A 15,264-nucleotide genomic window follows, 5' to 3' on the forward strand; every position below is an offset into this window, starting at 1 on the left:
CCTAGCCTCCCCCGCTGGGCTTTTTTACGCTACTTTTTTAATATCACGTGCTTATAAATGAGCAACATGGCGCAAAAGCCAAAAAAGAAGCCACTGAGTAAATTAAGCAATGCGGCAATTGTCGCAAGCGGTGTAAAAAGCACTAACAGTAAGGGCATACTCACCCCTAAAATGAAAAATACGCCCCCCTTACCTAACCAATAGGCAAGTAAAATGGCGGCACATACCATACCGCCCAACACAGCGTAGCCTAATGTAATTATATTAAGGGTTAAAAATACATTCGCTAAAACCGCAATCAATAGCGTAATTAATATGCCAGTAGGTGCCTTATTTATAAGCGACAGCCCAACATGAGGTTGTTGACTCATGATTTATACTCCCAAATAAAACCAGTATCATCTTTGTGATTATCACTAATAAAATAGCCAACCACTTGAACTAGCTCATCATTGTAAAAAATTAATGGAATATCAGCACGTAGCCAAGGCGCTACTTTTGCATCTTTAAACCAATGCTTAAGGGTATTACTGCCTGGTTTTTTGAGTGGTTTAATACGCGCACTATTACAGTTAAAACGAACACTGACTTGTTCATCAGGTTTAGGGGCGCGTATACCCATTCCCTGCAGGCATTGTAGTATTTGTCCGTCATTCAGCACTAGTTCGCGACTTGTTACGCGTTCAATATTAACGGCTAAAGGCGTCGGTTGCACAAAATACAGATAACCTTGATGACGGCGTATTTGTCCATCGCTTAGCTCAATAACCATTTGCGCATCAGCTTTGGCATGAATAGCCTGACTCATTATTTGCATTAACTGTTTTTGCGAAGGCATGGTATGAGTAAATAAAGCCAGCCATGCGCGCAGAAGATTCGCAATGCGAATAGCGCTGTAATGAGCCATATTTTGTATATTAAGCGCCTGATGTTGGTTAATACACTGTGCGAGATCTTGCTGGGTATATTCATCAAGCAGTGCTTGTTGCTGTTGTAATAATTCTATACTACGGGCTGTACACTGCTCAAACCTAGTAAAACGCTCAGCCAACTTAGGCACGATTTGTTGACGCAAAAAATTACGATCAAAGCGTTCATTGGAGTTTGACTCATCAGTAATATGGCTAATATTAAATTGCTGAGCAAACGCTTCTATGTCGCTGCGTTTTACCGCAAGTAATGGCCTATAGCACTCACGGCCACTTTCAAGCACGCGAGTTTGCTGCATAGCGCCGAGCCCTTTTAAGCCTGAGCCGCGCTTTAAACGAAGTAGAAATGTCTCTACTTGGTCATTTAAATGCTGGCCTAACAAAATGACACTATCACTTGGGCTGTGTTCATCAAGCGCTTGATAACGCGCTTCGCGAGCCTGCGCTTCAATACTGGTGCGCGATTTCGGTTCAATAATGACGTTTGCCGCCTTAAAATCAATTGAAAGCTGCTCACAGCGTGCTTGGCAAAATTGCTGCCAGTGATGGGCGTTATCACTTAAGCCATGATTGACATAAATTGCACTTAAATCTAATTGCGGGCACTGCTGTTTTAACCCATGCATAATATGCAATAGCACGACCGAATCTACCCCACCAGATAAGGCTACTGTAAATATGAATTGCCCATTTTCTAAGTAGTGATTAAGGGCTTTTTTTACCTGCAGATAAATAGGTGTTTTGTGCATTAATATACCCAATGAGTAAATTGCTAATAACCCGAACAATAAAGGCTCTACGTTACGGTATTTTAAAACAAAAAAAGCCGCATAGGCGGCTTTTTTCTATATTTAGCTATTTTTAACAATAACCAAACGACATTAAACGCTTGTAACGTTGGTCAAGCATCTCTTCAAGCGATAACGCTTGTAGGTCTGCTAAATCGCGCTTAAGGCGTACTTTTAAGTTACGTGCCATCGCATCATAATTACGGTGCGCGCCGCCTAGAGGCTCTTCAACTAAATTATTAATTAAATCTAGCTCTTTAACACGCTCTGCTGTTACACCCATTGCCTCTGCAGCCAATGGTGCTTTGTCAGCACTTTTCCATAAAATAGAGGCACAACCCTCTGGTGAAATAACCGAGTAAGTGCTGTATTGCAACATGTTTACTCTGTCGCCCACACCAATGGCTAATGCACCACCTGAACCACCTTCACCAATAACAGTACAAATTGTTGGTACTTTAAGTGCGGCCATTACTTTTAGGTTACGTGCAATTGCTTCAGACTGACCACGCTCTTCAGCGCCAACACCAGGGTATGCACCTGGGGTGTCGATAAAGGTCATGATTGGCATTTTAAAACGCTCTGCCATTTCCATTAAGCGCAATGCTTTACGGTAACCTTCAGGTTTTGGCATGCCAAAATTACGTTTGATTTTTTCAGCAGTACCACGGCCTTTTTGCTGACCGATCACCATTACTGGCTCACCATCTAAGCGGGCTACGCCGCCTAAAATGGCAGGGTCGTTAGCAAACGTGCGATCACCCGCAAATTCGTCAAATTCCGTAAAAATACGCTCGATGTAATCTCGAGTATAAGGACGCAACGGATGACGTGCTAACTGTGATACTTGCCAAGCGCCTAGTTCAGAGAAAATTTTCTCCTTCATTTGTGCGCTCTTTTCTTTAAGTTTGCTGACTTCCTCTTCTAATCCAAGGTCTAATTCGCCAGCGCGGCTTACATTTTGTAATTCTTCAATTTTTGCTTCTAATTCTGCAATTGGAAGCTCAAAATCAAGATAATTGAGGCTCATGCTCTAAACTACCTAATTAGTTAAATTCTAGTTCTACATTTTGCGCTGCCATCAGCGATAACTTATGAATTAAGTCGTCACTTGGCGTAACACACCATTCGATCCCTAGGGTTAATTGCACCAACGCATCGGGGCGTTGATAATATACCTTGATCGGACACGTTCCCATTTTGTATGGTTCGAGTACTTTTTGTAATTTATCGAAGAAACCAGCCTCGATCTGCACCATATTCAGCGTCATCTTAATCGCTTTTATACGCTTTTCACGCGCCTGAGCAATGGTGTTTATTTCTCTGGCGGTCATTGTAATACCACCAGAGAAGTTATCAAAGCTGACCTGTCCGGATATCACCAAAATATTGTTGATTTGCAACATATCTTGGTACATTTCAAACTGTTCTGGAAACAAGCGTACATCAATTCGGGCGCTTTTGTCATCTAAAGTTATCAACCCCCAACGATTTCCTTTTTTATTAATTAAGGTTCTCGCTGCAATCACTAAACCTGCTCCAGTTGAGAGCACATCACGATTAGTTGGTTGTAAGTCGATGAGTCGACCACTGGTGTAATGCCCAAGCTCTCGTCGATACTGGTTTATAGGATGACCGGTTAAGTAAAGGCCTAGGGTGTCTTTTTCGCCATCAAGCCACTGATTATCCGTAAGCGGTGTCGCTTTTATAAACGCTTGCTCTACTTCATCAGGCTCTGTAGCAAGTAAACCAAATAAATCACTTTGCCCTAATAATTCAGCTTTGTTGTGCTGATCGGCTGCGCGCATCGCATCTTTTAAGCTGGCTAATAGTGTTGCTCGCCCAGGTTGAGTTTTTTCAGGCCCTAGTTGGTCTAATGCGCCTGCATAAATTAATTTCTCGGTAACGCGTTTATTTAAGCGTTTTAAATCAACACGCGCACAAAAATCAAATAGGTCTTTAAATGGGCCGCCTTTTGCTCGCGCCTCTAATATGGCATCAACCGGCGCTTCACCCACACCTTTAATTGCCCCTATGCCATAGACAATTTCACCTTGAAGGTTAACAGTAAACTTGTATTCACCCGCGTTTACATCGGGCGGTAACAAAGTGAGTTTCATGTTTTCACATTCATCGACCAGCGTTACTATTTTGTCGGTGTTATCCATATCAGCCGACATTACCGCCGCCATAAACTCGGCCGGATAATGCGTTTTCATCCACAGCGTTTGATACGATACTAATGCATAAGCTGCTGAGTGAGATTTGTTAAAACCGTAACCCGCAAACTTTTCAACCAAGTCGAATATTTTAATTGCCAGTTCGCCGTCAATACCGTTGTTACGTGCGCCTTCTTCAAAGGTTGAGCGCTGTTTTGCCATTTCTTCAGGCTTTTTCTTACCCATAGCACGACGTAACATGTCGGCGCCGCCCAGTGTATAACCGGCCAGTACCTGCGCTATTTGCATAACTTGTTCTTGATACAAAATAATGCCGTATGTCGGCTCAAGAATCGGCTTTAAACTTTCGTGTTGGTATTGCGCATCGGGATATGAGATTTCTTCTCTGCCGAGCTTTCGGTCGATGAAGTTATCTACCATGCCTGATTGCAGTGGACCTGGGCGGAACAAGGCCACTAAGGCTATCATATCTTCAAAGCAATCGGGCTTTAATCGGCGAACTAGGTCTTTCATGCCGCGTGATTCTAGCTGGAATACCGCGGTGGTTTCAGCGCGCAGCAGTAGTTCAATACTTTTTTTATCATCCAATGGAATGGTGTTGATATCGACCGGCTGTTTGCCTTCACGCTTTAAGCGCTCATTGGTCATATCCAGCGCCCACTGTAAGATGGTCAGCGTACGTAAGCCTAAAAAGTCAAACTTAACCAAACCGGCGGTTTCTACATCGTTTTTATCAAACTGGGTAACTGGAAACTTACCTTCGTCATCGCAATAGAGCGCCGCAAAATCGGTAATGGTGGTCGGCGATATTACAACCCCCCCGGCATGTTTACCGGCATTACGGGTACAACCCTCAAGAATACGACACATGTCGATTAAGTCTTTAACTTCTTCATCGCTGTCGTAGGCTTCTTGCAAACGGGGTTCTACGTCAAATGCTTTAGCCAGTGTCATCCCAGGGTCGCCCGGAATAAGCTTAGAAATACGATCGACAAACCCATACGGATGACCAAGTACACGGCCTACATCGCGTATTACCGCTTTTGCTGCCATAGTACCAAAAGTAATAATTTGCGATACCGCATCACGGCCATACAAGGCCGATACGTGATCAATTACTTCATCACGCCTATCCATACAAAAATCGACATCAAAGTCGGGCATAGAAACACGTTCTGGATTCAAGAAGCGCTCGAAGAGTAAATCGAACTCTAGTGGATCAAGGTCGGTAATTTTAAGGGCATAAGCTACTAAGGAGCCCGCACCTGAACCACGCCCTGGACCTACAGGAATATTGTTATCTTTACTCCATTGAATAAATTCCATTACGATCAAGAAGTAACCAGGAAATCCCATTTGGTTAATTACATCGAGCTCTATCTTTAAACGCTCATCGTATTCGCCGCGTTTTTCTTGGCGTTCTTGTTCATCAGGAAATAAAAATTGCAGTCGTTCTTCAAGGCCGTCTTGTGACACTTTAACCAAAAACTCATCAATTTTTAATGAGCCTGTAGGGTAATCTGGTAGGAAATACTCACCTAATTGAACGGTTACATTACAGCGCTTTGCGATTTCTACGGTATTTTGTAACGCCTCTGGAATATCACTAAATAGCTCTGCCATTTGTTCTGGCGTTTTTAGGTATTGCTCTTGTGAAAAACGCTTTGGTCGGCGTTTATCATCTAGGGTATAACCATCAAAAATAGCCACCCGAATTTCATGGGCTTCAAAGTTTTCTGGCTTTAAAAATACCACTTCATTGGTAGCCACTACTGGCAGTTGCTCTGTGGTTGCAAGCTCCACTGCCATGTGCAAATAATTTTCTTCTTGAGCACGGTTGGTGCGAATAAGCTCAATATAATAATGATCGCTGAAGTGCTGTTTATAAAAGCTTACCACCGACTCAACAATAGCGGGGTTGCCTTTTATTAATGCTTTTCCTAAATCGCCATCTTTTGCACCCGAGAGTATGATGAGCCCCTCTTTTAAATCAACTAACCATTCACGGTCAATCACTGGGCGATGAAACACATGACCACGTTGGTAAGCTTTAGAAATCAATAAAGTAATATTTTTATAGCCAATGTTATCTTTGGCTAATAATGTTAATCGGCTTGGTTCGTCGGGGAATTCTGGGCTACGTACCCAAAAATCCGCACCAACAATCGGCTTAATACCCGCATTATGCGCTGCGCCATAAAAACGCACTAAACCACAAAAGTTCATTTGATCGGTAATTGCCAGCGCTGGCATTTCAAGCTCTTGTGCCTTAGCAACAATTGGTTTGGTTTTTGCCAAACCATCAACCATCGAAAAGTCTGAGTGCACTCGTAAGTGAACAAAATCAGGAGCTGGCATAATTACTCCTTACCCGAAAGCGCAAGCACACGCTGCACCGGTTTAAAGCTCTTACGATGCTCATCTATAGCGCCGTATTGCTCAAGCGCTGCAAAGTGTGCTTTGGTTGGATACCCCTTATGCCCTGCAAACCCATATTGTGGATAGCGCGCATCAAGTTCAATCATTTCATCATCACGGGCCACTTTTGCTAAAATAGACGCGGCTGATATTTCAGCGACTAAGCTATCGCCTTTCACCACTGCTTGAGCAGGCATAGCCAATTTAGGAAGGCGGTTTCCATCTACAAACACAAATTCAGGCACTGTGCTAAGTGCTTCCACCGCGCGGCTCATGGCAAGCATGGTGGCTTGTAATATATTTAGCTCATCTATTTCGCTTGGGCTACAACGACCAATGGCGTAACACAGTGCTTTTTCTTTTATTTCGATGGCTAATAATTGGCGCTTTTTATCGGTTAATTTTTTAGAGTCGGCAAGGCCAGCAATCGGTTTAGCGGGATTTAAAATAACAGCGGCTGTAACCACATCACCCACCAGCGGTCCACGACCAACTTCATCCACACCGGCTATTAAGGTTACATTGGGTCGTTCAATTTGCATCTATTAACTCCGCCACTGCATTTGCAGCTTGTTTACTTGCATCTAATCTAATTTTTTCATGTATGGCTAAAAAGCGTGCTTTTAATTCTTTATTATCGCTATTGAGCATAGGAGTGAGCGCCGCGGTTAAATTAGCCACATTACACTCACTTTGTAAAAACTCTGGTACTAACTCTTCGTCTGCCAATAAATTGGGTAGCGAAAAATATTTAATATTAAAGGTAAATAAGGTTTTAAAAATCCAATAACTCATGGGTTTAATTTTATAACCAACCACCATTGGCTTTTTATATAACATGCCCTCAAGCGTTGCTGTACCTGATGCAAGCAATATAGCATCGGCGGCTTGCATAGCTAAATTTGATTGCCCATCCAGTAAGTTAACATTAAGTGAGGGCGCTGTGGCATTTAAAATAGCAATAAACTGCGCTTTGCGCTTTGCGTTCACCAGTGGTACCACGACTTTTAATGCAGGGTTCTGCGCTTGTAACTGCGCCGCTGTTTTTATGTAAGTTTCGCTTAACAAGCCCACTTCTGAGCCCCGGCTCCCGGGCAATAACGCTAACACCTTGTCATCAGCACTTAAGCCTAGTTGGCTGCGGGCTTGGCTATCGTCGTGCTCAAGTGCAATGTCGTCAGCTAATGTATGACCTACAAAAGTACACGGTACTTGGTGTTTGTCGTAAAATTCTTTTTCAAAAGGCAATAAAGCCAATACTAAGTTAGTTGCTGCACTTATAGTGTGAATACGTTTTTCACGCCATGCCCACACTGAAGGACTTACGTATTGCACGGTTTTGATGCCTGCGTCTTTTAACGGTTTTTCTACACGTAAATTAAAATCCGGCGCATCAATGCCTATAAAAACATCAGGAGGGTTATCAATAAAGTGCTGTACTAACTGTTTGCGGATTTTTAGTAAACGCGGTAAACGGCCTAGGACTTCAACCAAGCCCATAACCGACAACTCATCCATATCAAACAGCGTTTTGCAGCCTTGAGCTTGCATTTTAGGGCCTGCAATACCTTCAAAAGTGGCATCTGGAAAGTGTATTTTAAGCGCTTTTATCAGCCCTTCACCTAAAATATCGCCCGACAGTTCACCTGCCACAATACCAATTCGTAGTTGTTTTTTATCTTTTTTCATTTGCTATTTTTTCACAAGTAAACCCGGCGTTCATATCGATTAGTTTACCGTGTTTTAAGGCTAGGTTAAACGCTTAAAACGCACCACTTTTTTCTAGCTTACTCTTAATTGATGATTGCGTATTTTATAGACTGATGTAATGTCATAGTATATTAAAGTTTTCTAATATACATGTTGACAAAAATTGTACAAACGCCAATAATAATGCAAACTTTCAGAAATTACTGAAAGTTTATTAAAAACATTAACAATTGCTTTGTGCTGTCACTACATCACAACCAAAGGAGCCAAAAATGATAGATGAAACCTTTGTGGATCTATCGCGATTACAGTTTGCTGTCACCGCTCTATTTCATTTTTTATTTGTGCCGTTAACAATCGGTATGACCTGGATTTTAGTTATTATGGAATCGGTTTATGTTATGACCGGTCGCGAGATTTATCGTGATATGACTAAGTTTTGGGGCAAGTTATTTGGTATTAACTTTGCTATTGGTGTGGCTACCGGCCTCACCATGGAATTTGAGTTTGGTACTAACTGGTCGTATTACTCTCATTATGTGGGTGATGTATTTGGTGCACCACTAGCTATTGAAGGCTTAATGGCCTTCTTTTTAGAATCAACCTTTGTGGGGATGTTCTTTTTAGGTTGGGACAGGCTTTCTAAACGCCAGCATTTAGGGGTAACATTTTTAATGGCGCTGGGTACAAATATGTCTGCGCTATGGATTTTAGTTGCTAATGCGTGGATGCAAAACCCAGTCGGGGCAGAGTTTAACTATCAAACCATGCGTATGGAAATGACTAGTTTTGCAGAGCTAGTATTTAACCCTGTAGCGCAAGTTAAGTTTATTCATACTGTGTCTGCAGGTTATGTTGCAGCATCTATGTTTGTTTTGGGGATTAGTAGCTGGTACATATTAAAAGGACGTGATTTGGCATTTGCTAAACGGTCGTTCTCGGTGGCATCAGGCTTTGGTTTAGCCTCTATTTTGTGTGTTATTTTACTCGGTGATGAATCTGGCTACGAAGTCGGTGAAGTACAAAAAGTAAAACTCGCGACCATAGAAGCTGAATGGCATACAGAAGAAGCTCCAGCTGCCTTTACTGCAATAGGTTTCCCTGACTCAGAAGAGCAAGTCACTCATGCTGCAGTAAAAATTCCCTACGCATTAGGGATTATTGCAACTCGCTCACTTGATGAGCAAGTGATTGGTATTTCTGATCTTGAGAAAAAACACGAAAAGCGTATTCGCAATGGCATGATTGCTTATGAATACCTAGAAAAACTTCGCGCAGGTGACGATACCCCTGCAAATATCGAAAAGTTTGATAGCGTCAAAGATGATTTAGGCTATGGCTTATTACTAAAACGTTACACTCCTAATGTGGTAGATGCCAGCGAGGCACAAATACAACAAGCCGTTAAAGACTCCTTCCCTAAAGTGGGCCCAATGTTTTGGTCATTTAGGATTATGGTTGGCTGTGGCGTAATTATGCTTGGCGTGTTTATTCTCTCTTTTTATTACAACGCCCATCGTATTATTGAACAAAAACGTTGGTTGTTGTGGGCGGCGGTATTGAGCATTCCTCTGCCTTGGGTTGCTATTGAATTTGGTTGGATTGTGGCTGAATATGGCCGCCAGCCATGGGCTATTTCTGAAGTGTTACCGACCTTTTTAGCAACGTCATCGCTGACGGTAAATGATATTTTAATTAGCTTAACTGGTTTTATTGTTTTCTATACTGGATTGGCGATTGTTGAAGCATGGTTAATGATTAAATTTATTAAGCAAGGCCCAAGCTCCCTTCATACCGGTAAGTACCATTTTGAATTACCTGATCACAGCACAGCTGCTAAAGGAGAACTATCATGATTTTTGATTATGAAACATTAAAAATGCTCTGGTGGTTAATTATTGGTGTGCTGTTAATTGGTTTTGCCATTACCGATGGTATGGACATGGGCGTAGCTATGTTACTGCGCTTTGTGGGCAAGACAGACAGTGAACGGCGTACCGTTATTAATACCATTGGTGCCCACTGGGATGGTAACCAAGTATGGTTTATTACTGCAGGCGGTGCCTTGTTTGCAGCGTGGCCTATGGTTTATGCGGCAGCGTTTTCTGGTTTTTACTTTGCCATGATGCTGGTGTTATTTGCATTATTTTTTAGGCCTCTTGGCTTTGATTATCGCTCTAAAGTTGACTCTAAACGCTGGCGTAATAACTGGGACTGGGGCTTGTTTGCCGGTAGTGCCATACCTGCGCTGGTATTTGGTGTCGCGTTTGGTAACTTGTTTTTGGGTGTACCGTTTAATATCGATAATTTATTAAGAGTCAGTTACCAAGGGTCGTTTTTCGCCTTGCTTAATCCATTTGCGCTTATTGCCGGCTTAGTTAGTATTACCATGTTAATTGCACACGCGGGAATGTGGCTACAACTGCGCACCGCAGATCAGGTCGCTGAACGCTCAGGACAATATGGTCGCTACTCATTACTTGCCTTTATAGTGTTATTTGCGGCGGCTGGTGTGTGGATTGCCAACCTAACGGGCTATCAAATTGTTTCTATGGGTGATACTCAAGGCCATGCAGATCCACTGTCAAAAGTAGTCACAACCGCCCAAGGCGCATGGCTGAATAACTACAGCGAACGTCCATGGACAATGACCTTCCCTATTTTGGCATTTGCAATGGCACTGTGTGCACTGCTGTTTTCTAAAGTAAATAAACCCGCTTTAGGCTTACTGGCAACCAGTGTGATGTTAATTGGAGTGATAATGACCGCGGGCGTTTCGTTATTCCCATTTATCATGCCCTCAAGCAACAACCCTGATATTAGCCTAACCATTTGGGATGCGGTATCAAGCCACAGAACACTCAATGTTATGTTTATTGCTGTGGTTATATTTGTGCCACTCATTTTAGCCTACACCACGTGGTGTTATGTAAAAATGTGGCGCAGAGTGACGGTTGATGAAATTGAAAACAACCCTCACGGCAGCTATTAAGGAGACTAAATTATGTGGTATTTCGCGTGGATTTTAGGTGTATTACTTGCCTGTACCTTAGGCGTAATAAATGTAATGTGGTATGAGTTTCATCAAAATAAAAACAGCATTGCTGATGATGAACAAGCCACCCATGATTTATTAAACGAGCATAATACAACTCATAATGACGACTAACCCCCGACCTAATCGCGCGCAGCAACAGTCTCTGCGCGCTTTTTTAAAGCAGCAAAGTAAGCCGGCAGCAATGTGGTTAAAGCTAAGCATTGCCCTAGGTACAGTTAATGCGATTTTAATGATTGCAGGCGCTTATTTACTTGCACAAACCATTCATGATGTGATGTTTGAAGGGCGTAATTTAGCCCAAGTAACCCACTTTTTATGGCCTTTAGCGGGTATTATTTTACTGCGCGCCATTTTTTTAGCGTTAAGTGAGCGCTTAAGCGCATTTGCAGCGCTTAAAATCAAATCGGCTATTCGCCAAACTTTACTCGATAAACTCACGCTACTTGGGCCAAGTTATATAGAGCAACATGGCCAAGGCGCTACACTCAACACGCTGCACAATGGTGTAGAAGCTCTGCATGACTACTATGCAAAGTACTTACCAGGGGTTGCCTATAGTGCGCTTATTCCTCTGGCAATATTAGTGGTTATATTTCCGACCGATTATAAAGCGGGACTGATATTTTTATTAACCGCACCACTTATTCCGTTTTTTATGATTCTAGTTGGTCATAAGGCAGAAGCGCTTAACCAAAAGCGCTGGCAACAACTGGCGGTATTAGGCAACTACTTTTTTGACCGCATACAAGGGCTTACCCAACTAAAATTGTTTAATGCTACGCGCAAAGAGCTAAAGCAAATAGCCCAAATTTCAGATGATTTTAGGCATGCAACGCTAAGCGTGTTAAAAATTGCTTTTTTATCTTCTTTTGCACTGGAATTTTTAGCCACAATTAGTGTGGCACTGGTAGCGGTTATTATTGGTTTTAGATTATTTTTTGGCACGCTCGATTTTGCAACCGGCTTTGTAGTATTGCTGCTAGCGCCTGAATTTTACTTACCGCTTCGCCAATTAGGCAGCCATTATCATGCGCGCTTACAAGGAATTAGTGCTGCTGCAGATATGCTAATCATTTTAAATGCACCACTGCCATCAAAAAATAATAACCACACAGCTCATATAAACATGGAGGGTAACAGCACTATCAGCGTCCATGATCTCAATTTTAGTTACCCTAATAGCAATGAGGGAATTAATAATATTAATTTAACCCTGCCAAGCACAGGACTAGTAGCCATTGTGGGAGCTAGCGGCTCAGGTAAGAGCACCCTACTTGATTGCATGCTTGGTTTTCACCCAGAAGTAATACAACACATATCCATTGACCAACAACCATTGACGACAGCCGATATAAGCCAATTACAACAAAACATTGCCTGGATCCCACAAAAGCCAACCTTATTTTACGACACCATTGGCGCTAATATAAAGCTAGGTAACCTAGGCGTTTCAAATGCAGCACTTGAGCAGGCGGCGCAGCAAGCTGGTGCGCTGGAATTTATTAACGACTTACCTGATGGGTTTAACACATTAATAGGTGAACAAGGCGAAGGGCTCTCTGGAGGACAAAAGCAGCGTATTGCTTTAGCCCGTGCATTTTTAAAAAACGCCCCTATTTTAATGCTTGATGAGCCAACCGCTCATTTAGACAGTCAAACTGAACAGCTCATTCAAAACGCTATTGCTGAGTATGCAAAAGAACACTTAGTGATCACCATAGCGCACCGCTTAAATACAGTAAGAAATGCCAAACAACTTATCGTTATGGAAAACGGTGCCATCGCTCAGCAAGGCGACTTTATAACGCTCAGCCAGCAAGCTGGCGAATTTGCAAAGCTGCTGCAAACAGCGCAACATGGAGCGACTAATGACTAACTTTATTCGTTTACTTAAATTGTGCCGCCCTCATTATAAAGCGATGCTTTTAGGGACGTTTCTAGCGTCACTCACGGTGCTAGCTAATGTAGGCTTACTCGCTATTTCCGGCTGGTTTTTAGCTTCTATGGCTGCCGCAGGAATTGCGGGCGTCCATATGAACTACTTTACCCCAGCTGGCACCATTCGTTTTTTGGCGATTGTGCGCACCGCTTCACGTTACGCTGAACGCTTAGTTACTCACAACGCCACATTTTTATTGTTAAGTGAAATACGAGTAAATATGTTCGCCACACTCAGTAAACTTAATAATCTTGATTTGGCTATGAGCCGCAGTGCCGATTTAGTTAACCGCTTACAAAATGATGTAGACACACTAGATAAATTTTATTTGAATGTGTTGCTGCCGATGTTAGTTGCTCTACTAACAGTGCCTATTATTATGCTGTTTATGTCTGCTTACAGCCCAAGTGTAGCCTTAATTTGCTTTACGGGCATCGTTGTTATTGGGGTGGTTATACCCGCTATATTGAGCAGACAATTAGATAAAAACAGCCACCAAGAAACATTACTCAGCGCCCAATTAAGAGCTGAGCTATCTGATACCTTAACGGGTCTTAGAGAACTAAATATTTACCAAGCTCGAAACCAACAACTCACTAAGTGTGATCAGTTAAGTAAGCAGTATAATCAGCAATTATTTATTCGTCATAAGGCTCTTGGCAATGCTGATGGTTTGAGCTTACTCATAGTGCAACTGGCTATGCTCGCCAGCATTGTCACTATTGTGCCGCTGGTGTTTAGCGCCGAGATGGTAAATGTTGAATTGGCGATGTTGAGTTTGTTTGTACTGGCCAGTTTTGAAAGCGTATTGTTACTACCCAACGCGTTTATTGAACTACCTAATGTATTAAAAGCAGCTAAGCGACTATTTACCCTTGAAGATAAAGTACTGAAGAAAAACGAGGTACCGTCACAAGTAATTGATTCAAAAAATAAAAAATGGACACTTTCGCTAGATAAAATTAGCTACCACTATGGTCAAAAGCAGGCATTAAATAATGTGAGTTTTGAGCTACCTGCAAAGCATAAAGTGGCGATTGTTGGTAGAAGCGGCAGTGGTAAAACAACCTTAGTGAATTTACTAAGCGGTTTATGGCCTCTGCAACAAGGTGCAATTAGCTTACAAAACGAAAAAGAAACAATAAACCTGCATAATTTAAATAATGAAAGCCGTGCAAAAACATTAAATATTTTAGCCCAGCAGCATCATATTTTTGATGGTACATTAAGCGATAATCTTGCCTATGCGGCACCTGATGCAACACCGCAACAAATGACAGCGGCGTTAAAACAAGCCGAGCTGGGTAACTGGTTTAGCACGCTAAAAGAAGGCTTAAATACTCGTTTAGGCACAGGGGGACGCAGTGTCTCTCAAGGCCAGTCAAGACGCATTGCCTTAGCACAAGCGCTGCTGCAACAACCCGCCATTGTAGTGCTCGATGAACCCACTGAAGGGCTCGATAATATTTCTAAACAAGCCGTTATGAACAGTATTTTACAGCTAAAAGAGTGTGCCAGTGTACTAACAATCACACACGATCCAGCGTTGTTATCGCAAATGGATAGTGTCATCTGGTTAGACAGTGGGAAAATCATCGCTCAAGGTTCACATCAACAATTGCTCAATGAACACCCTGACTATGTGGCGTTAACGACCCGCTTTTAGTCCTTAGCAGTATTACTTTTATCAATAACGGTGACCGTTACATCAATAACGCCGACTTTAGGGTCGGCTATTTTTTTAAACATCGCCTTAGATAAATCAATAATTCGCCCCCGAATATAAGGCCCCCTGTCATTAATTCTGACCACTACAGACTTATTATTAGCAATATTGGTAACTTTCACTTTTGTACCAAATGGGAGTCTTAGGTGCGCAGCACTTGCTGCTTGTTGGCTAAATCGCTCGCCACTGGCAGTAGTTCGGCCGTGGTATTTATCAGCATAAAATGATGCTTTACCTCGCTCTGACATATCACTTTGTTGATTATTTATATTACTTGGCGCAGTACTACAGGCGGTCAAAATCACTAATAATACTGAAATAAATACTAACTTTATCCGTTTCATTATTTATACTTTATAGGAAAATGTGTAGGGAGTGTAATAAGGTAAGCCTGAGTAGAGACTGAATTTAATAAACACAGCAACATGCACTTCATGGCTGAGTTATTAATCAAATATCAGCTAATAAAAAACCACCTTGATTACTCAAAGGTGGTTTTTTTTATAAATTAAAATG

12 protein-coding genes are annotated in these 15,264 nt (G+C 42.2%); 5 read left to right on the top strand and 7 right to left on the bottom strand.

The window, feature by feature from the left end:
• Nucleotides 1-29: 29 nt before the first annotated feature.
• The 6 genes from CWC14_RS00080 to lpxB form a co-directional block, all read right to left on the bottom strand.
• Nucleotides 30-371, bottom strand: a complete 342-nt coding sequence (locus CWC14_RS00080; RefSeq protein WP_008467489.1) for a hypothetical protein — start codon at nucleotides 369-371, stop codon at nucleotides 30-32.
• A complete protein-coding gene (gene tilS / locus CWC14_RS00085; protein ID WP_138560605.1) occupies nucleotides 368-1,678 on the bottom strand; it encodes a tRNA lysidine(34) synthetase TilS in 1,311 nt (436 codons plus the stop codon). Before tilS ends, CWC14_RS00080 begins: the two co-directional genes overlap by 4 nt.
• Nucleotides 1,679-1,790: 112 nt before the next feature.
• Nucleotides 1,791-2,747: an acetyl-CoA carboxylase carboxyl transferase subunit alpha gene (accA, locus tag CWC14_RS00090; protein ID WP_008467493.1), complete on the bottom strand. Its 957-nt coding sequence runs from the start codon at nucleotides 2,745-2,747 to the stop codon at nucleotides 1,791-1,793.
• Between the two features lie 16 nt (nucleotides 2,748-2,763).
• Nucleotides 2,764-6,255 (bottom strand): DNA polymerase III subunit alpha, encoded by a 3,492-nt coding sequence (dnaE, locus tag CWC14_RS00095; RefSeq protein ID WP_138560607.1) that lies wholly within the window; start codon nucleotides 6,253-6,255, stop codon nucleotides 2,764-2,766.
• Nucleotides 6,256-6,257: 2 nt separating this feature from the next.
• Nucleotides 6,258-6,857: a ribonuclease HII gene (gene rnhB, locus CWC14_RS00100; RefSeq protein ID WP_008110956.1), complete on the bottom strand. Its 600-nt coding sequence runs from the start codon at nucleotides 6,855-6,857 to the stop codon at nucleotides 6,258-6,260.
• A complete protein-coding gene (gene lpxB / locus CWC14_RS00105; RefSeq protein ID WP_138560609.1) occupies nucleotides 6,847-8,004 on the bottom strand; it encodes a lipid-A-disaccharide synthase in 1,158 nt (385 codons plus the stop codon). Before lpxB ends, rnhB begins: the two co-directional genes overlap by 11 nt.
• 293 nt (nucleotides 8,005-8,297) lie before the next feature.
• Between lpxB and CWC14_RS00110 the strand changes: the two genes are divergently transcribed.
• From CWC14_RS00110 to cydC, 5 genes are read left to right on the top strand one after another with little or no spacing between them, the layout of a single operon-like run.
• A complete protein-coding gene (locus CWC14_RS00110) occupies nucleotides 8,298-9,881 on the top strand; it encodes a cytochrome ubiquinol oxidase subunit I (protein WP_138560611.1) in 1,584 nt (527 codons plus the stop codon).
• Entirely contained in the window at nucleotides 9,878-11,017 is a 1,140-nt protein-coding gene (gene cydB, locus CWC14_RS00115) for a cytochrome d ubiquinol oxidase subunit II (protein ID WP_138560613.1), read from the top strand. Before CWC14_RS00110 ends, cydB begins: the two co-directional genes overlap by 4 nt.
• 12 nt (nucleotides 11,018-11,029) lie before the next feature.
• Nucleotides 11,030-11,194 carry a cytochrome bd-I oxidase subunit CydX gene (gene cydX, locus CWC14_RS00120; RefSeq protein WP_013465418.1) on the top strand — a complete coding sequence of 55 codons (165 nt, stop codon included), beginning with the start codon at nucleotides 11,030-11,032 and terminating at the stop codon, nucleotides 11,192-11,194.
• Nucleotides 11,184-12,959, top strand: a complete 1,776-nt coding sequence (cydD, locus tag CWC14_RS00125) for a thiol reductant ABC exporter subunit CydD (RefSeq protein ID WP_138560615.1) — start codon at nucleotides 11,184-11,186, stop codon at nucleotides 12,957-12,959. Before cydX ends, cydD begins: the two co-directional genes overlap by 11 nt.
• Nucleotides 12,952-14,688, top strand: a complete 1,737-nt coding sequence (gene cydC / locus CWC14_RS00130) for a thiol reductant ABC exporter subunit CydC (RefSeq protein WP_138560617.1) — start codon at nucleotides 12,952-12,954, stop codon at nucleotides 14,686-14,688. Before cydD ends, cydC begins: the two co-directional genes overlap by 8 nt.
• Here cydC and CWC14_RS00135 read toward each other — a convergent pair.
• A complete protein-coding gene (locus tag CWC14_RS00135) occupies nucleotides 14,685-15,092 on the bottom strand; it encodes a septal ring lytic transglycosylase RlpA family protein (RefSeq protein ID WP_138560619.1) in 408 nt (135 codons plus the stop codon). The genes cydC and CWC14_RS00135 overlap by 4 nt on opposite strands.
• Nucleotides 15,093-15,264 lie beyond the last annotated feature (172 nt).

This window comes from Pseudoalteromonas sp. S3260 (assembly GCF_005886925.1).
GTDB lineage: Bacteria > Pseudomonadota > Gammaproteobacteria > Enterobacterales > Alteromonadaceae > Pseudoalteromonas > Pseudoalteromonas tetraodonis.